Source organism: Methylobacterium iners (genome assembly GCF_022179305.1).
Taxonomy (GTDB): Bacteria; Pseudomonadota; Alphaproteobacteria; order Rhizobiales; family Beijerinckiaceae; genus Methylobacterium; species Methylobacterium iners.
In genome coordinates this window covers 25,308-41,951 of sequence record NZ_BPQP01000049.1, presented here as the reverse complement: position 1 = coordinate 41,951, position 16,644 = coordinate 25,308, and the positions used below count along the sequence as shown (strand labels likewise).

Here is a 16,644-nt window from a genome sequence, read left to right as displayed (position 1 = left end):
ATCTGGAGGAACGTGTGAAGCGCATGGCGCGTGTCAAACCGCTCGCCGATCTGGTCGAGGCCTGCATCGGTCCGTCCTTCGCGGCCCAGGGCTTCGCCTCGACCGACATCCTCGCGGCCTGGCCGGAGATCGTCGGCGAGCGCCTCGCCCGACACTGCCAGCCCTCGAAGCTGGAATGGCCGCGCCGGCGCCGGCGGGACGAGGAGGCACGTCCCGAGCCCGGCACGCTGGTGGTCCGGGTGGACGGCGCGTTCGCCCTCGAGCTGCAGCATCTCGGCCCCATCGTGATCGAGCGGATCAATGCGCATTACGGCTGGGCCTGCGTCGGCCGCATCGTCATGCGTCAGGGTCGGATCGGCGGTGGCGCCCGCAAGGCCGCGCCGCCGCCGTTGGACCCGGTGCAGCGGGGTGAGGTGGCGCTCGCCGTGTCCAAGATCGAGGACGCGGCGCTCCGGGAGGCGCTCGACCGTTTCGGCATCGCGGTCGCCGCCGATTCGAAGCGCTGAGCGGCGCCCGCGGCGGTCTAACGGCTTGTCAGGCGTGCGCGAGGATTCTACCGCAGTGGAAATCTCGGACTTTCCGCGAACGGAGCCCGTCACCTCCATGATCACCCGGCGCGACGCAATCAAACTCACCGGTCTCGCCGTCGGCGCGGCCGCCCTGCTGCCGCACCTCTCGCTGGAGGCCATCGCGCAGGAGGCCAACCTTTCGACGCTGATGGAGCCGGGCCCGCTCGGCGACGTCTGGCTCGGGCCGAAGGACGCGAAGGTCACGATCATCGAATACGCCTCGATGACCTGCTCGCACTGTGCCGCCTTCCACAAGAACACCTGGCCTGCGCTCAAGGAACGCTACATCGACACGGGCAAGGTCCGCTTCACCCTGCGCGAGTTCCCCCTCGATCCGCTGGCGACGGCCGCCTTCATGCTGGCACGCTGCGATGGGGAGGCGAAATACTACCCCATTACGGACCTGCTCTTCGATCAGCAGGCGGGCTGGGCCTATGTCCGCGAGCCGCAGAAGCCGATCGACGCGCTGGAGCAGATGCTGCGCCAAGCCGGCTACTCGAAGGAGAAGTTCGAGAGCTGCCTCAAGAATCAGGACATCTACAAGGCCGTGAACGCCGTGAAGCAGCGCGGCCTCGAGACCTACAAGGTCGATTCCACGCCGACCTTCTTCATCAACGGCGAGCGCTACAAGGGCGAGATGTCGATCGAGGGCATGGAGAAGGTGATCAAGCCCATCCTCGGCGCCTGATCGCCCCTCATGCGCAAAGCGGGAAACTCGCCGTCCCGGACTTTCAGGAAAGCCGGTTTTCGCATTTCCCGCAAACACTTAATGGATGCAGGGCTTGCCTTGACACCCTGGTTGGGCGAAACTATGGTGCGCCGCGCTTTGGGGGTGTCGCCCCGAGGTTCCCTCGCATTTCGTCGGTGTGGGTCGTCGCCATGAATGGCAGCGACGCGGACGGTGGAGGCGGGAAGGACCGGGACGGCGATCTCTCCGCGAGGCTCAAAAGTCTTGAGACGAAGATTGAACGGAAGCGGCCCGAGGCCTCTCCCGCTCATTCGTCGCGTTCGGGATCGGCCGGAGGGCCTTCACCCCTCGGCCAGGCGATGCGGCTCTCGACGGAGTTCATCGCGGGCGTTATCGCCGGGGGCATTCTCGGCTGGATGTTTGATCATTACCTCGGGACGAAACCCTGGGGGATGATCGTCCTGCTGATGCTGGGCTTCGCGACCGGCATCTACAACGTCATGCGTGTCTCGGGCTCGTTGCCCAGGGCGCCGACGAAGAACCGCGATCCCTGAGGGGAGCCGGATCGGTGGACCGCCGCGCGGCGGTCGATGAGGGTGGCGGGCGCGGTTCGCGTCGGGTGTCAGAAGGGCGGGAGCGGCAATGGCCGTAAAGATGGATCCGATCCACCAGTTCGAGCTGAAGCCGCTGGTTTCGTTCGGTCATATCGGCAACCAAGAGATCGCGTTCACGCAATCGGCCCTCTACATGTTCTCGGCGGTGGGGATCATCGCGCTCATCACCATCGTCGCTACCGCGAACCGGTCGGTGGTGCCCGGCCGCATGCAGTCCATGGCCGAGATCTTCTACGACTTCATCGGCTCGACCCTGCGCCAATCCGCCGGCCACGGCAGCGAGCGCTTCATGCCGCTGATCTTCTCGCTGTTCATGTTCGTGCTCGTGCTGAACATGCTCGGCATGATCCCCTACGCCTTCGCGGTCACGAGCCACATAATCGTCACCTTCGCGCTGGCGCTCCTCGTGATCGGCACCGTCATCGTCTACGGCTTCATGGCGCACGGCACCGGCTTCCTGAAGGTGTTCGTGCCGTCGGGCGTGCCCGGCTGGCTGATGCCGATGATCGTCGCGATCGAGATCGTCTCCTTCATCTCGCGGCCGATCAGCCTCGCGGTTCGTCTCTTCGCGAACGTGCTCGCCGGCCACATCGCCCTCAAGATCTTCGCGGGCTTCGTGCCGGCGCTGCTCGCCGCCGGCGCCTGGGGGATCATCTCCCCGCTGCCGCTGGCGCTCAGCATCGCCGTCACCGCCCTCGAATTCCTGGTCGCCGGATTGCAGGCCTACGTCTTCGCGACGCTCGCCTCGATCTATCTCAGCGACGCCCTGCATCCCGGCCACTAGCGGCGGGTCAACCCTTTCCGTCCCCGGTCCGCGCTCGCGGCCGGTTCTCTCCACGCAACGAACGCACGACCTTTAGGAGCATCTCATGGATCCCCAAGCCGCCAAGTTCATCGGCGCCGGCCTGGCCTGTCTCGGAATGGCGGGTGCCGCCATCGGCCTGGGCAACCTCTTCGGCCAGTTCTACGCCGGCGCGCTGCGCAATCCGTCTGCCGCCGACGGCCAGCGCGGCAACCTGCTCCTCGGCTTCGCCCTCACGGAAGCGCTCGGCATCTTCTCGCTGCTCGTCGCGCTCCTGCTCCTGTTCGCTGTCTGATCACTACGGTCGGCCGGCACCGGCCGGGCGGAGGACCCGAGGGTCGCTCCCGCCCGGCCGCGTTCCGAGACCTCTGCACGCACGACGTTTAAGCGAAGGACGACATGGCTCAGCCGGCCTCCCCGACAGCCCCCAACCAAGCCACGGTCGTGGTGCCGGATTCCGAGCATGGCGGCGGCTTTCCGCCGTTCCAGAGCCATACCTTCCTGTCCCAGCTGATCTGGCTCGCCCTCGCCTTCGGGCTCCTCTACTACCTGATGGCCAAGATCGCGCTGCCCCGGATCCAGGGCATCCTGCACGATCGCGCCACGCGCCTGTCCGGTGACCTGGACGAGGCCCACCGGATGAAGGCCGAGGCCGAGGCTGCGGGTGCCGCCTACGAGCGGGCCCTGAGCGAGGCCCAGTCGAAGGCCCGCGCGATTTCCGCAGACACCCGCAACAGCGTCGCTCAAGAGACGGACGCCAGGCGCAAGTCGCTGGAAGCCGAACTCAACGAGCGCTTGGTCGCCTCCGAGGCGACGATCAAGTCGCGGACCGCCGAGGCCATGGGCAGCGTCCGCGGGATCGCCGCCGAGACGGCGTCTGCCATCGTCGAGCGCCTGACGGGCCACAGCCCCGACCAGGCCGCTCTGAACCGGGCCCTCGACAAGACATCGACCGCCCACTGACGGGCGATCCGGCTTATTGATTTCGCATCCGGCCCGGAAAGGCCCGATGCCTCGATGATCGTGGGACGACGAGCATGTTGTTGACAGCAGAATTCTGGGTCGCCGTCGCCTTCGTCCTGTTCATGGTCGTGGTCTGGAAGGTCGGCGGCTTCAAGCAGATCACGGCGGGGCTCGACGGCCGCGCCAAGCGCGTGCGCAACGAGCTCGACGAGGCGCGTCGCCTTCGCGAGGAGGCGGCCGGCGTTCTGGCCGATTACAAGCGCCGCCGCGCCGAGGCCGAGAAGGAGGCCGAGGCGATCGTCGCGGGAGCCCGCGAGGAAGCCGAGCGCATCGCGGCCGAGGGCCAGGCCCGGCTCAACGAGTTCATCACCCGCCGCACCAAGTCGGCCGAAGCCAAGATCGCGCAGGCCGAGGTCCAGGCGACGGCGCAGGTCCGCTCGGCAGCGGCCGATGCCGCCGTGCGGGTCTCGGAGGTCATCCTGAAGGAGCGCATGCAGGGCGAGGCGGCCCAGGACCTCGTCCGCCTCAGCCTCGGCGAGGTGCGCAACCGTCTGCGGGCATGAGCGGGCGTCGCTCCCATCGACGATGAAGCCGTCCCGCGAGGACGGCTTTTTCATTTCCGGACTTGGGCGATAGCCGCCCCGCGAAAGTTCCGTCGACATCATCCGAGGCCCGATGCAGCCGATCGTCTCCATCGCCAACCTGTCGAAGGTCTATGCCTCGGGCCTCGCGGCCCTGTCGGACGTGAACCTCGAGATCCGGCGCGGTGAGATCTTCGCCCTGCTCGGGCCGAACGGTGCGGGCAAGACGACCCTGATCAGCATCGTCTGCGGGATCGTCACGCCAAGCGGGGGACGCATCCTCGTGGACGGCCACGATATCGCCCGAGACTACCGTGCCGCCCGCAAGGCGATCGGTCTCGTGCCTCAGGAGCTCACCACCGACGCCTTCGAGACGGTCTGGGCGACGACGAGCTTCAGCCGCGGTCTGTTCGGGCTGAAGCCCGATCCCGCCCATATCGAGCGCGTGCTGCGCGACCTTTCCCTCTGGGACAAGCGCGACAGCCGGATCATGACCCTGTCGGGCGGCATGAAGCGGCGGGTGCTCATCGCCAAGGCGCTGGCCCACGAGCCGCGCATCCTCTTCCTCGACGAGCCGACCGCCGGCGTCGACGTGGCCCTGCGCCAGGACATGTGGCGGCTCGTGCGTGGTTTGCGCGATCAGGGTGTCACGATCATCTTGACCACGCACTACATCGACGAGGCCGAGGAGATGGCCGACCGCGTCGGCGTGATCCGAAAGGGCCGCATCATCCTGGTGGAGGAGAAGGCCGAGCTCATGCGCAAGCTCGGTCGCAAGCAGCTCACCCTGCAGCTCCAGAGTCCCTTGGTGCAGGTGCCTCCGGCGCTTTCCGGCCACCGCCTCGAACTCGCCGCCGGCGGCGGAGAGCTCGTCTACACCTACGATACCAGGGGAGAGCCCACCGGTATCACCGCTCTGCTCACCGATCTCGCCGCAGCGGGAATCGCCTTCAGCGACCTGCGCACCAGCCAGAGCTCGCTGGAGGAAATCTTCGTCGACCTCGTCCGGGAGGATGCATGAACTGGCCGGCGGTCCGGGCGATCTACGGGTTCGAGATGGCGCGCTTCTGGCGCACGGCGCTGCAGAGCATCGTGGCGCCCGTGCTCTCGACCTCGCTCTATTTCGTGGTGTTCGGCGCGGCCATCGGCGGGCGCGTCACCGATATCGGCGGCGTGCCCTACGGTGCCTTCATCGTGCCGGGGTTGATCATGCTGGCGCTGCTCACCCAGAGCATCGCCAACGCCTCCTTCGGCATCTACTTCCCGCGCTTCGCGGGCACGATCTACGAGATCCTGTCGGCCCCGGTCTCGCCCCTGGAGGTGGTGCTCGGCTATGTCGGCGCCGCGGCCTCCAAGTCGATCCTGATCGGGCTGATCATCCTCGCCACGGCGGCCCTGTTCGTGCCTCTGCGGATCGAGCATCCGGTCTGGATGATCGCCTTCCTGCTCCTGACGGCGGTCACCTTCAGTCTGTTCGGCTTCCTGATCGGCCTCTGGGCCGACGGTTTCGAGCGGCTGCAGCTCGTGCCGCTCCTCATCGTGACGCCACTGACCTTCCTCGGCGGCAGCTTCTACGCCATCGACATGCTGCCGCCGTTCTGGCGCACCCTCAGCCTCGTCAACCCGGTCGTCTACCTGATCAGCGGCTTCCGCTGGAGCTTCTTCGGCACGGCCGACGTCGGCGTCGGGATCAGCCTGGCAATGGTGCTCCTGTTCCTCGCCCTCTGCCTCGGGGCGGTGACCTGGATTTTCCGTACGGGATACCGACTGAAGAGCTGAGCCGGCGCTCACGACCGCTGCGCCAGGAAGGCGAGGACGCCCTCCCGGTGCAGCTTGTCGCCCACCGCCGTGCTGTGGTCGCGGTTCGGCAGTTCGAGGGTGCGGGCGTCCGGCATCAGGGCGGCGAGGCCGGCCGCCGAGCCGGCGACCGTGTCGAGGGTCCCGACGGTGACCAGCGTCGGCACCTCGATCCCCGAAACCTCTGCCCGCGAGAGGGTCTGGCGCGAGCCGCGCATGCAGGCGGCCAGCGCCCGCAGATCGCTCCTGGTCTGCTCGGCGAAGGTGCGGAAGGCCGCGGCCGTCGGGTTCGGCGCCGGCGCGCCGGCGGGTGCTTCCAGGGCCTCCGCGATGCCCGCCGGCAGGCCCCGGCCCTCGACGAGGTGCAGCCCGAGGCCGCCGAGCAGCAGGGACCGGACCCGGTCCGGATGGTCGAGGGCGAGGAAGGCGCCGATCCGGGCACCCATCGAGTAGCCCATCACGTCCGCCCGCTCGATGCCGAGATGGTCGAGAAGGCGGCGTGCATCGCCGGCCATGAGGTCGGAGCCGTAGGCCTCCGGATCGTAGAGCTTCTCGCTCTCGCCGTGGCCGCGGTTGTCGAGGGCGATCGCACGGTAGCCGGCCTCGGAGAGCTTGCGCACCCAGAGCGTGTTGACCCAGTTGACCAGGTGGTTCGAGGCGAAGCCGTGGATCAGCAGCACCGGGTCGCCCTCGGCGCCTTGCGCAGCCGGCACGTCGATGTAGGCGATGCGGACGCCGTCGGAATCGAAGCTCTGCATGGAAATCCGTGCGTGCGGGACGGGCCGGTCCTCGACCGCCTTCCGGTTTCGAATGCGACCCGCCAAGACCGAGGGCCGACGGTTCGGCGGACGGCGTTGCAGACCGGCGACTGAGTTCGGCCCCCCGCCTAACACAGGTTGCTTCATCGAGTCAGCGTGCACGGGACGGGTGTCCTAGCCGCCGGACGTCATCCTTCGCCGTCGGTCGGCTTCTCCGAAGGTCCGTTGCCGGGCAAGTCCGCCTCCTCGCTGGCGGCGGCGATCATGTAGCCGAAGCCACGGACCGTGCGGATCATCGGCGGAGCGCCGTCCGGGTCCACCTTGCGCCTGAGATACCGGATATAGACGTCCACAAGCTTCGAGCCCGGGTCGAAGCCGAGGTTCCAGACGTCGCTGAGCAGCCGGGACCGGCTGACCACGGTCTCGGCGTTCTCCATCAGGTAGACGAGAAGCGCGTATTCCCGGCCGGTGAGCGGGATCTCGCGGTCGCCGCGCCAAGCCCGCTTGCCGCCGACATCAAGCCGAAGGTTGCCGACGGAAAGCATCGGCGCTTGCGCCCCGGTCGCCCTAGCTTCCTGTCGGCTTCGACGGATCAGCGCGGTGATCCGCGCCAGAAACTCGTCGAAGGCGAAGGGCTTCGTGAGGTAATCGTCCGCGCCGCCGGTCAGCCCATCGATCTTGTCCTGAAGGCCGTCCTTCGCCGTCAGCATGAGGATACGGCTCTCGCAACCCTCCTCCCGCAGCGTCCTGCACACCTGCAGGCCGTCGATGTGCGGGATCATGCGGTCGAGGATCATCAGGTCGTAGGGGTTCGAGCGGGCCATCGCGAGCGCCTCCCGCCCATCGCGGGCGAGTTCGACGGCGTAGCCCTCCGCCTCGAGCCCTCGCGCCACGAAGGAGGCGACACGCCGGTCGTCCTCCACGAGCAGCATCTTCACGGCCATCTCACCTCCGCAGCGGCAGGTTGAGCGTCACTTTCGTGGCGCTGCCCGGCTCGCTTTCTATCGTGATCGTACCGCCATGCTTCTCGATGATCCGCTTGGAGATCGGAAGGCCGAGCCCGCTTCCCTCCGCGACGCGGGTTCTGGCATCGTCCCCACGATAGAAGTGCTTGAACACATGCGGCAGATCCTCAGGCGGAATGCCGTCGCCCTTGTTCCAGACCATGACCATGCCAAGCTCCTCGCCGGCGAGGACCTGAACCTTGATCGTGCCGCCGGCCGGCGAGTATTTGACGGCGTTGTCCAGGACGATGACCATCGTCTGCTTCAGGCGCCGCGGATCGGCGTAGACCTCGATCGGCGCCTCCGGCACATCCAGAGCGACGGTCATGCTTCGTCGCGCCGCGAGCACGGCACCGTCCCGCGTGGCCTCCTTGGCCACGTCGCGAAGGGAAACGAGGGACCACTCGAAGCTGGCTTGGTCGGCTTCCGTGCTGGCGATGGTGAGGAGCTCGTCGACGAGCCAGCCCATCTCGATCGCCTGCTCGGCGATCCGGGTGAGGGTGTCGCGGTAAACCTGCACGGGCTTGGGCTTGCCCCGGAGCGAGACTTCCGCTTCGCCCCTCAGAACCGTGAGCGGCGTGCGGAGTTCGTGGCTGACCTCGCCGAGGAACTGGACGCGAAAGCGGTCGAGTGCGCTCAGGCGCGCATTGGCGAGCTCGAGCTGCTCGGTCCTCTGCGCCACCTGCTGCTCGAGGGCCGCGCTCCCCTCGAGGATCTCCGCGCGGCGCTCGCCGAGCTCGCTCGCCATCTCGTTGAAGCGTCGCGAGAGCAGCGCCAGCTCGCCGCTGCCCCGGTCATCGATGCGATGATCGAGCTTGCCCTGCCCGATCGCGGAGGCTCCCTCGGTCAGGGCGCCGATCGGACCCACCAAGGACCGGCCGAGCAGGAAGCCCCACACGAGCGTTGCCGATAGGAGCCCGAGGAAGGTGAGGCCCGATGCCACGGCGAGGCGTCTCGAGAGATCGTTGGCATCGTCCTCAGCCTTCGACACGTCCGCGCGTTCGTTGGCCATCGCTATGACGATCATCTGATCGAACTCCGCATCGAGACGGTTCTCGATCTGATCACGAAACAGCGCGACCGCCTCGCTCTTCCGGTCGGTCCCATTGAGAGCGAAGGCGCGCTTGGCGGCATCATCGACCTCGTTCAACATCGTTCGCATGCGATCGAGGCGCTTGAGTTCGCGCCGCTCCCGGTCTCGGACGTCGCCATGGCCTGCGTTCACGGCCACGCGCCGGGTGCGGTCGTAGAGGTTCGTCATGGCCGCCTTGACCTGCGCGCTCGCGCCCTCGAAATCCTCGCGCTCGTCCTCCCCGAGAAGCAGCACTTCGGCGATCTGCTCCGAGTAGCGGTTGGCGTGCACCGCGAGCTGAACCATCGCCTCGAGTTGCTGATGCGCCTGCTTGACGCCTTCCAGGTAGTTCCGCGTGGACGCTTGCGTCACGACGCTCACGACTCCGGTCGTCACGATCGCGAGCGAGACGAAGACGAGGAACAGGAGGATGCGGGTCCGGATGCTCACGGGACCTGACGCTGCACCCGCTTGCGTGATCTCGGACGCCGGTTACCGCTTGGCTCGCGCCGTCTTGCGATACCAGCCGTCCCCAGCCTGGGTGCTGCGCAGGATGCGCCTGCGGGTGTCCGCCTCATCTGGGTCCTCTGCCCGCACGACGGCCGCGAGGTCGGTCGTGCTGCGCTGGAAGGGAATGACCTGGACGAGCGGCGTGCCCTTCTCCAACGTGTAGATCCCGTCCGGCGCGTTCGCGAAGAACGGGAAATGGATCAGCGAGTTGTACTCGTCCGTATCGACGACACCGGAGATGACGTCGAGCACGCCGTTGTCGCGATTCAGCGGCGCGACGAACAGGCAGCTCCAACCGGGTGGCGTGCGAATCGTCCAGTAGTTGTACATCTTGCAGGGCGGTCGCGGGAGGGCCGGATGGCCGGCGACCTGGAAGGGCGCGTGATTGCCGACCATGTCGCGGTCGAATTCCCAGCCGGCGTTGACGGTTCGACCCTCGTCCTTGACTTCCAGCCGCACCGTGGCGGCGAGCGGCAGGATCCAGCCCGCGCTCATGGCATCCAGAAACGGCATGCAGCGCTTGACCGTGATGGCGTTGTTGGTCGGGCTCAACACCTCCTTGTCGATCGCCGGCACCTTGCGAAACCAGTCCGGAAGCTTGTCCCGCGCCGGGTAGGGCTCGGCGATGACGCCCTTGTCCTGCGGCCGGCACAGAAATTCGATTTGCCCCTGGGCGGCCTGCGCCTTGTTCCTGAACCAGATCATCCCGCCTCGCGATCACGCATGACGACTGTCGAACACGCCAAAGCGGGCCGGGCCCCATGGCCCGCACCCGCCTCGACTTCAACGGATCGAGGGTCGATCAGTCGTCCCAATCGTCGTCGTCGCTGCTGTTGGACGAGCTGTTGCTGGAGGAATTCGAAGAGCTGTTGGAGGAGCTGTTCGACGAGCTGTTGCCGACCGAGTGGAGAAGCTTTTGATCCTGCTCCTCGATCGTGACGCTGCGCTCCACCGGCAGCGTGACCGCCTGGGCGGGCAGAGCGGCAGTCAACGAGGCCGCCGCAGCTAGCGTGGTGATCGTGATGCTTTTCATCATTCGAGCTCCAATGTGACGGAAGACAAGACTGATCTTCCGGCACAGAAACGGCACGACACCAATGCTGTTCCTCTTCTCTCCATTTTCTAACCTGCCTTTAGGGTCGCTCTCATTTTTCGCTGTCGCAGCAACGACTCTATAGCGAATGAATAGGACAAGATAGGAAGAGTATTGTCGGAAGACCTTATTGGGTTCCCCGTGGTCGGGGCTGGCCGAACGATACGTCTCCCCCGGTAACGGCGGCCTTCGCCCGCAGTTGCGGCCAAGCCGCGCCGATGGCATCACCGCCCGATATGAAGGACACGCAACCCTACGGCACCTACGTGCCGACCGGTCTCGTCGCGCGCATCGCCGCGCATACGCAGACGCTCTCCGACCGAACCTGGCAGGGGCGCCGCCTCGCGCTCTTCCTGCGCCGCATCGCGATCTCGATGCTGCGGGGGCAGCCCCTCGACGTCGAGCGCTACGGCGCCCGGATGCGGCTGCACCCCTACAACAACAATTGCGAGAAGAAGGTGCTCTTCACGCCGCAATTCTTCGATCCGGAGGAGCGCGCGATCCTCAAGGAGAAGCTGCCGCCCGGCTGCACCTTCCTCGATATCGGCGCGAATATCGGCGCCTACGCCCTCTTCGTCGCGGCCTTCGCCGGCCCGCGGGCCCGCATCCTCGCCGTCGAGCCCCAGCCCGACGTCTTCGACCGCCTGACCTACAACATCGCCCAGAACCCGTTCGGCACGATCAAGGCGGTGGCCTGCGCGGTGGCGGACAAGGCGGGCGAGCTGACGCTCTTCGTCGACCCGCGCAACCGCGGCGAGTCGAGCCTCAAGATCGTCGGCACCAACGAGGGCGCCCAGATCCGCGTGCCAGCGGTGACGCTGCTGGCGCTCGCCGAGAGCGAGGGCATCACCCGCATCGACGGCATCAAGCTCGACGTGGAAGGCGCGGAGGACCTGATCCTCGAGCCGTTCCTCCGGGAGGCGCCTCCTGCGCTCCACCCCAGGCTCATCCTCGTCGAGAACGGCACCGACCAGTGGCAGATCGATCTGCCGGGCCTCCTGGAAGGCCACGGCTATCGCCGCATCGCCACGACCCGGCTGAACCTGATGTTCGAGCGGGCGTGCTGAGCGGGATCAGATCGCCCCGCCCTCCCGCCGACCCAGCGCCCGATCGAGCTCTGGCAGAAGCACGACGCTTTCCTGCTCGTTCGGATCCGTCCGCGCGATCACCGCGACGCAAGGAACGCTGTCGCTCGGGTTGTAGGGCAGGTGCGGCACGCCGGCCGGGATATAGAAGAAGTCTCCTGCCCGCACGACGGCGTGGTGTTCGAGCGTCTCCCCGTACCAGCAGCCGGATTCGCCGCTCAGCACATGGATCGCGCTCTCATGCGCCTCGTGCTTGTGCGCCTTGGCCCTGACGCCCGGCGCCAGGGTCACGAGCTGCATATGCAGGGCTCGGGCGCCGACGCTCTCGGCGGAGATGGCCACCGCGTAGTCGAGCCCCTGCTTGCCGGTGAAGGTCTCACCCGGCCGGACCAGGCGACAAGTCGGAGATGATGCGGGCTCGGTCATCGGCTCACTCGCGCCGGCCGCTCCGGACCGGTCGCTGAGCATCGTCCGGTCCTCGGCAACCGGCAAGTCCGGTGCAGGGCCTGGATCGCCGGACGAGCCGCCCCTCGATCAGGGCTGCCGGGAAGCGCATGGGACGCGGTGCCTCCTCGACGGAACCGATGGCGGGAATGCGTGTCCCGCGTTACCTGGCCTGCAGCGCCGCACAGCACCGAAACGGATATCGATGACCTCCACCGTACCCCAGACCGTCACCGCCTCCGTGCTCGTCATCGGCGACGAGATCCTGTCGGGACGGACCAAGGACAAGAACATCGGCACCATCGCCGAGTACCTCACCGCGATCGGTATCGAGCTGCGCGAGGTGCGGGTGGTGCCGGACGAGGCCGACGAGATCGTCGCCGCCGTGAACGCCTTGCGGGCCCGCTACAGCTACCTGTTCACGACCGGCGGCATCGGCCCCACCCACGACGACATCACCGCCGATTGCGTGGCCCGGGCCTTCGGCGTGACCATCGACGTCGATCCGCGCGCGAAGGCGATGCTGCTGGAGCGCCACAAGCCCGAGGATCTCAACGAGGCCCGCCTGCGCATGGCCCGCATCCCGGCCGGGGCCGACCTCATCCCGAACCCGATCTCGAAGGCGCCGGGCTTCCGCATCGGCAACGTCTTCGTCATGGCCGGCGTGCCGGCGATCATGCAGGTGATGCTCGACGCGATCGGGCCCACGCTCACGACCGGCCAGCGCATGCTCTCGGAGACGATCGAGGCCGGAAACCTGCCCGAGGGCACCTACGCCTCCGCGTTGGCAGCCGTCGCGGCCGCGCACCCGACGGTCTCGATCGGCTCCTATCCGGCGATGGTGCAGGGCGGCTTCGCCAACCGCATCGTGGTGCGGGGGAAGGACCCCGAGGCCGTCGGGGCCGCGCGTGAGGCGGTCGAGGGTCTGGTGGCCGAGCTCAAGCTGGGCACCTGACGGGCCTCGCCCCGCGTCCGGCTCAGGCCGCCAGCGCCCGGTTCACCGTGGAGCGAAGGTCGGCCAGGGAGAAGGGCTTGGTCAGGACATCGGTCACGATGGCGTCGAGGCCCCGCGCCCTCTCGCGCTGATCGGCGAAGCCCGTCATCAGGAGGATGGTCAGGTCGGGGAAGTCGCGCTTGGCGGCCAGCGCCAGGGCGATCCCGTCCATCAGCGGCATCCGGATGTCGGTAAGCATCAAGTCGAAGTCGCCCTGCGCCTCGGTCAGACGGTCGAGCCCGTCGCTGCCGTCGCTCGCGGTCACGACGGCATGGCCGTCGATCTCCAGGCCGCGCTTCAGAAAGCCGCGCACCGTCTCTTCGTCATCCACCAGCAGGATGCGGGCCATCGGTCCCTGCTCTCCGATCTACGTTCGATCACAAGGGTGCGTCTCAGACGTGTCAAGACGTGAAGAGCGCATCGCGTTCCGGTTGCGCCCGGATGTGCGCAAATGTCGCCGCAACGCTTCTCGTCAGGTGCCGCCGAACAGGTCCGGCTCGCTGCTGTCGTAATCGACGAGACCGACGAACGGCAGCTGGCGATAGGCGTGGGCGACGTCCATGCCGTAGCCGACGACGAACACGTCGGGGCAGGTGAAGCCGACGAAATCCGCGTCGATGGTCACGGCGCGCTTGCCGGGCTTCTCGAGAAGAACGGCGGTCAGGACGCGGTTGGCGCCGCGCGCCATCAGCAGGTCCTTCGCGAAGACGAGGGTCCGGCCGGATTCGAGGATGTCGTCGATGAGGAGCACGTCGCGCCCGCGAACCTCGCTCTCGACGTCGCGCAGGATCTCGACCTGACCGGAGGAAACCGTCGCCGTCCGGTAGCTCGAGAGGTGGACGAACTCGACCTGCGGGTCGAGCCCGACCCGGTGCAGGCTGCGCAGCAGGTCGGCGGCGAACATGAAGCTGCCCTTGAGCACCGCCACGACGAGCAGGTTCTCGGGCCGCGCGGCCAGGATGGAGCCGGCGAGTTCCTCGTTGCGGCGGGCGATGGCGGCTTCGTCGAAGAGGACGCGGACGCGTCTGGCGGGACTGCTCATGAGGCAGCCATATCACGGGTGTTTGGCGCTGGCATCGGCCTTGGCGTCGAGCTTGGCTTCCGAGGCGGTGATGGTCGCGAAGCGGACCTGGACCGACCGGCCCTCCACGGGCGGCGTCGACAGGCTGGCGCGGAAGCGGGCCGTCTCGCGGTTCTCGAGCACCGGCCGCGGGGCGGGCAAGGTCCAGCGGTACAGGCTCTGGTCGCGGCCATCGCGCACTTCGACCTCGATCGGAGGAACGGTGGCGGCTCTGGCCGCGATCCCGACGAGGTCGCCCTCCACCACAAGCTGGGTCTGGCCGCCCTCCCCCGGGACTTGGTAGGCGACGACGTCCCGCAGCTCCAAGCCGCGCAGGTTCACCGGCAGGCCGAGCCGGGCATAGACCCCGGCGCTCTGGGGCATCGCGCGAACGACGCTGGTGCGGGCGAGAAGGGCCAGCGGCAGGCTCGCGAGCACGGCGAGGCCGATCGAGGCGGCAAGGGACAGCCGCGGGCGCCGCTTGCTTGATACCGCCTTCTTCTTGCGCCCTCGCGCCTTCGGCTTCTCGGACGGAGGCGGCGCCGGCGCTGGGTCGGGATCGCCGAAGGAGACGCCTTCCTCGGCAAGCGCCGCCTCCCAGGCGTCGAGCGCGGCCTGGTCGTCGACGCGACCGCTCGCCGGCTCCTCCCCGCGCTCGGCCGCACGGGCGGCGGCCACGTCGTCGGGCGAGATGAACCAGGTTTCACGGCAGGCCGCGCAGCGGACCGAACGGCCCTCGCTCCCGACACGATCGATGTCGATCACATATTCGCTTGCGCAGGCCGGGCAGACGATCAGCATGGCGAATTGGCGCTCAACGGCTCGATCGGCGGTTGCCGGTGCTCGAAAAAAGACTCACACCGTTCTCGCGCAACGCAGTTAATCGTCCGTGAAGCGAGGGATTCGCGTGGGCGGCGCTTCGGCGGGGGGATCGTGTCGGATCGGGTAAACGCGGAGAGCTTGCTGCCCGGAGCTGAGGAGCCGGTCGTTCAGTTCGAGCATGTCGGGATGCGCTACGGGCTCGGACCGGAAGTGTTGAGCGACGTGAGCTTCCAGATCGCCCCGCGCTCCTTCCAGTTCCTCACCGGGCCGTCGGGCGCGGGCAAGACCACGCTCCTGCGCCTCATCCTGCTCGCGGTAAGGCCCACCCGGGGACTCGTCTCGGTGTTCGGGGAAGAGGTCAGCGGCATCTCGAGCGAGGCGCTGACGGGCCTGCGCCGGAGGATGGGCGTGGTCTTCCAGGATTTTCGCCTGCTCGATCACCTCACCACCTACGAGAACGTGGCGCTGCCGCTGCGCGTCCAGGGCCGCGCGGAGACGAGCTATCGGGCCGAAGTCGTCGAATTGCTGCGATGGGTCGGATTGGGCGAGCGCATGCACGTCCTGCCGCCGCTGCTCTCGGGCGGCGAGAAGCAGCGCGCCGCCATCGCGCGGGCGCTGATCGCCCGACCGGAGCTGCTGCTCGCCGACGAGCCGACCGGCAACGTCGATCCCGGCCTCGGCCGGCGCCTGCTGCGCCTCTTCATCGAGCTCAACCGGCTCGGGACATCCGTCCTCATCGCGACCCACGACTTCGCGCTCATGGACCTCGTCGACGCGCGCCGCCTCGTCCTCGGGGACGGGCGCTTGGCGGTTCAGTCCTGATGGGTGAGGTCGGCCCCCCGCCCCGTTCGGTCGCCGCCCACGGTGCGACCGAGCCGGCCCTGCCGCTGACCTTGCGGCGGAACGCACCCCTCGTCCCGACGGACTCGGCGGCGAGCCGGGCGCTCGCCGCCGTCATCGCGATCCTGACCTTCCTGGCAGCCCTGTGCGCCGGCGCCGCCGAGATCGTCGCGTCGAGTGCCGACCAGTGGCAGGGCACGGTCGCGCAGGAGGTCACCATCCAGATCCGCCCGAGCCCTGCCCGGGACATCGAGGCGGATGTCGGCCGCGCCGCAGCCATGGCTCGGGCGGCCCCGGGGATTGCGGCCGCCCGCGTCTTCACCAAGCAGGAGGCGGAACGTCTGCTCGAACCCTGGCTCGGAAGTGGCCTCGACCTCACGGACCTGCCGGTCCCCCGTCTCATCACCCTCAAGCTCGGCCGCTCGCCCGAGCCGGACCTGAAAGCCTTGCGGGCCTCGTTGACCGAGGCCCTGCCCGGCATCGCGAGCCTCGACGACCACGCGCTCTGGCTGCAGCGCCTCTCCACCATGGCCAACACCTTCGTCGGGATCGGGGTCGGCATCGTCGCCCTCGTCCTCGTCGCGACGGGGCTCGCCGTCGTCTTCGCGACGCGGGGCGCCATGGCGGGGAACCGCGAGGTCGTGGAGGTGCTCCACTTCGTCGGTGCCGACGACGACTTCATCGCCCGCGCCTTCCAGCGCCGCTTCTTCCGGCTCGGCCTGCGCGGCGGCGTCATCGGCGCGAGCCTAGCGCTCGCCGCCTTCGCCCTGGCCGGGATCGTCGCCCGCAACTGGCGCTCAGGGCCGGCTGGGGACGAGATCGAGGCGCTGTTCGGCACCTTCCAAGTGGGGTGGCGCGGCTATGCCAGCGTCATCCTGATCGGCGTCATCGCCTCCGTCGTCACTGGCATCGTCTCCCGCCTCACGGTCCGGCGCTTCCTGGCCTGAC

Annotated in this window: 22 protein-coding genes; 13 read left to right on the top strand and 9 right to left on the bottom strand. The window is 67.9% G+C overall.

The window, feature by feature from the left end; genetic code table 11:
* Positions 1 to 23 precede the first annotated feature (23 nt).
* From MFF55_RS15845 to MFF55_RS15805, 9 genes are all read left to right on the top strand, one after another.
* Positions 24 to 506 carry a DUF721 domain-containing protein gene (locus MFF55_RS15845; RefSeq protein ID WP_238245068.1) on the top strand — a complete coding sequence of 161 codons (483 nt, stop codon included), beginning with the start codon at positions 24 to 26 and terminating at the stop codon, positions 504 to 506.
* 97 nt (positions 507 to 603) lie between these two features.
* Positions 604 to 1,257 (top strand): thioredoxin domain-containing protein, encoded by a 654-nt coding sequence (locus MFF55_RS15840; RefSeq protein WP_238245067.1) that lies wholly within the window; start codon positions 604 to 606, stop codon positions 1,255 to 1,257.
* Between the two features lie 191 nt (positions 1,258 to 1,448).
* Positions 1,449 to 1,811, top strand: coding sequence for an AtpZ/AtpI family protein (locus tag MFF55_RS15835; RefSeq protein WP_238245066.1), 363 nt, complete (start codon positions 1,449 to 1,451; stop codon positions 1,809 to 1,811).
* A gap of 88 nt (positions 1,812 to 1,899) precedes the next feature.
* Positions 1,900 to 2,655: a F0F1 ATP synthase subunit A gene (locus MFF55_RS15830; protein ID WP_238245065.1), complete on the top strand. Its 756-nt coding sequence runs from the start codon at positions 1,900 to 1,902 to the stop codon at positions 2,653 to 2,655.
* 85 nt (positions 2,656 to 2,740) lie between these two features.
* On the top strand, positions 2,741 to 2,968 hold the full coding sequence (locus MFF55_RS15825; protein WP_238245064.1) for a F0F1 ATP synthase subunit C: 228 nt from the start codon (positions 2,741 to 2,743) through the stop codon (positions 2,966 to 2,968).
* 104 nt (positions 2,969 to 3,072) lie between these two features.
* A complete protein-coding gene (locus MFF55_RS15820) occupies positions 3,073 to 3,636 on the top strand; it encodes a F0F1 ATP synthase subunit B family protein (protein ID WP_238245063.1) in 564 nt (187 codons plus the stop codon).
* A 77-nt stretch (positions 3,637 to 3,713) separates the two neighbouring features.
* The gene (locus MFF55_RS15815) at positions 3,714 to 4,199 is read left to right on the top strand and encodes a F0F1 ATP synthase subunit B family protein (RefSeq protein WP_238245169.1); all 486 of its coding nucleotides are present in this window, start codon (positions 3,714 to 3,716) and stop codon (positions 4,197 to 4,199) included.
* A 112-nt stretch (positions 4,200 to 4,311) separates the two neighbouring features.
* Entirely contained in the window at positions 4,312 to 5,238 is a 927-nt protein-coding gene (locus tag MFF55_RS15810) for an ABC transporter ATP-binding protein (RefSeq protein WP_238245062.1), read from the top strand.
* Complete coding sequence (locus MFF55_RS15805; RefSeq protein ID WP_238245061.1) at positions 5,235 to 5,996, top strand: ABC transporter permease; 762 nt, start codon at positions 5,235 to 5,237, stop codon at positions 5,994 to 5,996. Before MFF55_RS15810 ends, MFF55_RS15805 begins: the two co-directional genes overlap by 4 nt.
* A gap of 8 nt (positions 5,997 to 6,004) precedes the next feature.
* Here the strand turns inward: MFF55_RS15805 and MFF55_RS15800 are convergent, their stop codons facing one another.
* From MFF55_RS15800 to MFF55_RS15780, 5 genes are all read right to left on the bottom strand, one after another.
* The gene (locus MFF55_RS15800) at positions 6,005 to 6,772 is read right to left on the bottom strand and encodes an alpha/beta fold hydrolase (protein WP_238245060.1); all 768 of its coding nucleotides are present in this window, start codon (positions 6,770 to 6,772) and stop codon (positions 6,005 to 6,007) included.
* A gap of 188 nt (positions 6,773 to 6,960) precedes the next feature.
* Entirely contained in the window at positions 6,961 to 7,716 is a 756-nt protein-coding gene (locus MFF55_RS15795) for a response regulator transcription factor (RefSeq protein WP_238245059.1), read from the bottom strand.
* A 1-nt stretch (position 7,717) separates the two neighbouring features.
* Positions 7,718 to 9,298 carry a sensor histidine kinase gene (locus MFF55_RS15790; RefSeq protein ID WP_238245058.1) on the bottom strand — a complete coding sequence of 527 codons (1,581 nt, stop codon included), beginning with the start codon at positions 9,296 to 9,298 and terminating at the stop codon, positions 7,718 to 7,720.
* Positions 9,299 to 9,340: 42 nt separating this feature from the next.
* Entirely contained in the window at positions 9,341 to 10,063 is a 723-nt protein-coding gene (locus tag MFF55_RS15785) for a DUF6065 family protein (RefSeq protein ID WP_238245057.1), read from the bottom strand.
* Positions 10,064 to 10,160: 97 nt separating this feature from the next.
* Complete coding sequence (locus MFF55_RS15780; protein ID WP_238245056.1) at positions 10,161 to 10,394, bottom strand: hypothetical protein; 234 nt, start codon at positions 10,392 to 10,394, stop codon at positions 10,161 to 10,163.
* Positions 10,395 to 10,687: 293 nt separating this feature from the next.
* Here MFF55_RS15780 and MFF55_RS15775 point away from each other — a divergent pair, with 293 nt between their 5' ends.
* Positions 10,688 to 11,518 carry an FkbM family methyltransferase gene (locus tag MFF55_RS15775; protein WP_373874815.1) on the top strand — a complete coding sequence of 277 codons (831 nt, stop codon included), beginning with the start codon at positions 10,688 to 10,690 and terminating at the stop codon, positions 11,516 to 11,518.
* Between the two features lie 6 nt (positions 11,519 to 11,524).
* On the opposite strand, the gene MFF55_RS15770 is transcribed toward MFF55_RS15775, so the two are convergent.
* Complete coding sequence (locus MFF55_RS15770) at positions 11,525 to 11,962, bottom strand: cupin domain-containing protein (protein ID WP_238245054.1); 438 nt, start codon at positions 11,960 to 11,962, stop codon at positions 11,525 to 11,527.
* Positions 11,963 to 12,185: 223 nt separating this feature from the next.
* Between MFF55_RS15770 and MFF55_RS15765 the strand changes: the two genes are divergently transcribed.
* Positions 12,186 to 12,935 (top strand): competence/damage-inducible protein A, encoded by a 750-nt coding sequence (locus MFF55_RS15765; protein ID WP_238245053.1) that lies wholly within the window; start codon positions 12,186 to 12,188, stop codon positions 12,933 to 12,935.
* Positions 12,936 to 12,957: 22 nt separating this feature from the next.
* Here MFF55_RS15765 and MFF55_RS15760 read toward each other — a convergent pair whose 3' ends face one another.
* The 3 genes from MFF55_RS15760 to MFF55_RS15750 form a co-directional block, all read right to left on the bottom strand.
* The gene (locus MFF55_RS15760) at positions 12,958 to 13,323 is read right to left on the bottom strand and encodes a response regulator (protein WP_238245052.1); all 366 of its coding nucleotides are present in this window, start codon (positions 13,321 to 13,323) and stop codon (positions 12,958 to 12,960) included.
* Positions 13,324 to 13,446: 123 nt separating this feature from the next.
* The gene (gene hpt / locus MFF55_RS15755; protein ID WP_238245051.1) at positions 13,447 to 14,016 is read right to left on the bottom strand and encodes a hypoxanthine phosphoribosyltransferase; all 570 of its coding nucleotides are present in this window, start codon (positions 14,014 to 14,016) and stop codon (positions 13,447 to 13,449) included.
* A 12-nt stretch (positions 14,017 to 14,028) separates the two neighbouring features.
* Positions 14,029 to 14,835: a zinc-ribbon domain-containing protein gene (locus MFF55_RS15750; protein WP_238245050.1), complete on the bottom strand. Its 807-nt coding sequence runs from the start codon at positions 14,833 to 14,835 to the stop codon at positions 14,029 to 14,031.
* Positions 14,836 to 15,042: 207 nt separating this feature from the next.
* Here MFF55_RS15750 and MFF55_RS15745 point away from each other — a divergent pair, with 207 nt between their 5' ends.
* Together MFF55_RS15745 and MFF55_RS15740 are read left to right on the top strand one after the other, a co-directional pair.
* Entirely contained in the window at positions 15,043 to 15,678 is a 636-nt protein-coding gene (locus tag MFF55_RS15745) for a cell division ATP-binding protein FtsE (protein ID WP_238245168.1), read from the top strand.
* Positions 15,678 to 16,643: a cell division protein FtsX gene (locus MFF55_RS15740; protein WP_238245049.1), complete on the top strand. Its 966-nt coding sequence runs from the start codon at positions 15,678 to 15,680 to the stop codon at positions 16,641 to 16,643. Before MFF55_RS15745 ends, MFF55_RS15740 begins: the two co-directional genes overlap by 1 nt.
* The last annotated feature ends 1 nt before the right edge of the window (position 16,644 follow it).

What these genes read in the sequence shown, in the direction of transcription:
- MFF55_RS15845 (WP_238245068.1), top strand. Translation starts at nt 24, where the DNA reads ATGGCGCGTGTCAAACCGCTCGCCGATCTGGTCGAGGCCTGCATCGGT.
- MFF55_RS15840 (WP_238245067.1), top strand. Translation starts at nt 604, where the DNA reads ATGATCACCCGGCGCGACGCAATCAAACTCACCGGTCTCGCCGTCGGC.
- MFF55_RS15835 (WP_238245066.1), top strand. Translation starts at nt 1,449, where the DNA reads ATGAATGGCAGCGACGCGGACGGTGGAGGCGGGAAGGACCGGGACGGC.
- MFF55_RS15830 (WP_238245065.1), top strand. Translation starts at nt 1,900, where the DNA reads ATGGCCGTAAAGATGGATCCGATCCACCAGTTCGAGCTGAAGCCGCTG.
- MFF55_RS15825 (WP_238245064.1), top strand. Translation starts at nt 2,741, where the DNA reads ATGGATCCCCAAGCCGCCAAGTTCATCGGCGCCGGCCTGGCCTGTCTC.
- MFF55_RS15820 (WP_238245063.1), top strand. Translation starts at nt 3,073, where the DNA reads ATGGCTCAGCCGGCCTCCCCGACAGCCCCCAACCAAGCCACGGTCGTG.
- MFF55_RS15810 (WP_238245062.1), top strand. Translation starts at nt 4,312, where the DNA reads ATGCAGCCGATCGTCTCCATCGCCAACCTGTCGAAGGTCTATGCCTCG.
- MFF55_RS15805 (WP_238245061.1), top strand. Translation starts at nt 5,235, where the DNA reads ATGAACTGGCCGGCGGTCCGGGCGATCTACGGGTTCGAGATGGCGCGC.
- MFF55_RS15800 (WP_238245060.1), bottom strand. Translation starts at nt 6,772, where the DNA reads ATGCAGAGCTTCGATTCCGACGGCGTCCGCATCGCCTACATCGACGTG.
- MFF55_RS15795 (WP_238245059.1), bottom strand. Translation starts at nt 7,716, where the DNA reads ATGGCCGTGAAGATGCTGCTCGTGGAGGACGACCGGCGTGTCGCCTCC.
- MFF55_RS15785 (WP_238245057.1), bottom strand. Translation starts at nt 10,063, where the DNA reads ATGATCTGGTTCAGGAACAAGGCGCAGGCCGCCCAGGGGCAAATCGAA.
- MFF55_RS15780 (WP_238245056.1), bottom strand. Translation starts at nt 10,394, where the DNA reads ATGATGAAAAGCATCACGATCACCACGCTAGCTGCGGCGGCCTCGTTG.
- MFF55_RS15775 (WP_373874815.1), top strand. Translation starts at nt 10,688, where the DNA reads ATGAAGGACACGCAACCCTACGGCACCTACGTGCCGACCGGTCTCGTC.
- MFF55_RS15770 (WP_238245054.1), bottom strand. Translation starts at nt 11,962, where the DNA reads ATGACCGAGCCCGCATCATCTCCGACTTGTCGCCTGGTCCGGCCGGGT.
- MFF55_RS15765 (WP_238245053.1), top strand. Translation starts at nt 12,186, where the DNA reads ATGACCTCCACCGTACCCCAGACCGTCACCGCCTCCGTGCTCGTCATC.
- MFF55_RS15760 (WP_238245052.1), bottom strand. Translation starts at nt 13,323, where the DNA reads ATGGCCCGCATCCTGCTGGTGGATGACGAAGAGACGGTGCGCGGCTTT.
- hpt (WP_238245051.1), bottom strand. Translation starts at nt 14,016, where the DNA reads ATGAGCAGTCCCGCCAGACGCGTCCGCGTCCTCTTCGACGAAGCCGCC.
- MFF55_RS15750 (WP_238245050.1), bottom strand. Translation starts at nt 14,835, where the DNA reads ATGCTGATCGTCTGCCCGGCCTGCGCAAGCGAATATGTGATCGACATC.
- MFF55_RS15745 (WP_238245168.1), top strand. Translation starts at nt 15,043, where the DNA reads ATGCGCTACGGGCTCGGACCGGAAGTGTTGAGCGACGTGAGCTTCCAG.
- MFF55_RS15740 (WP_238245049.1), top strand. Translation starts at nt 15,678, where the DNA reads ATGGGTGAGGTCGGCCCCCCGCCCCGTTCGGTCGCCGCCCACGGTGCG.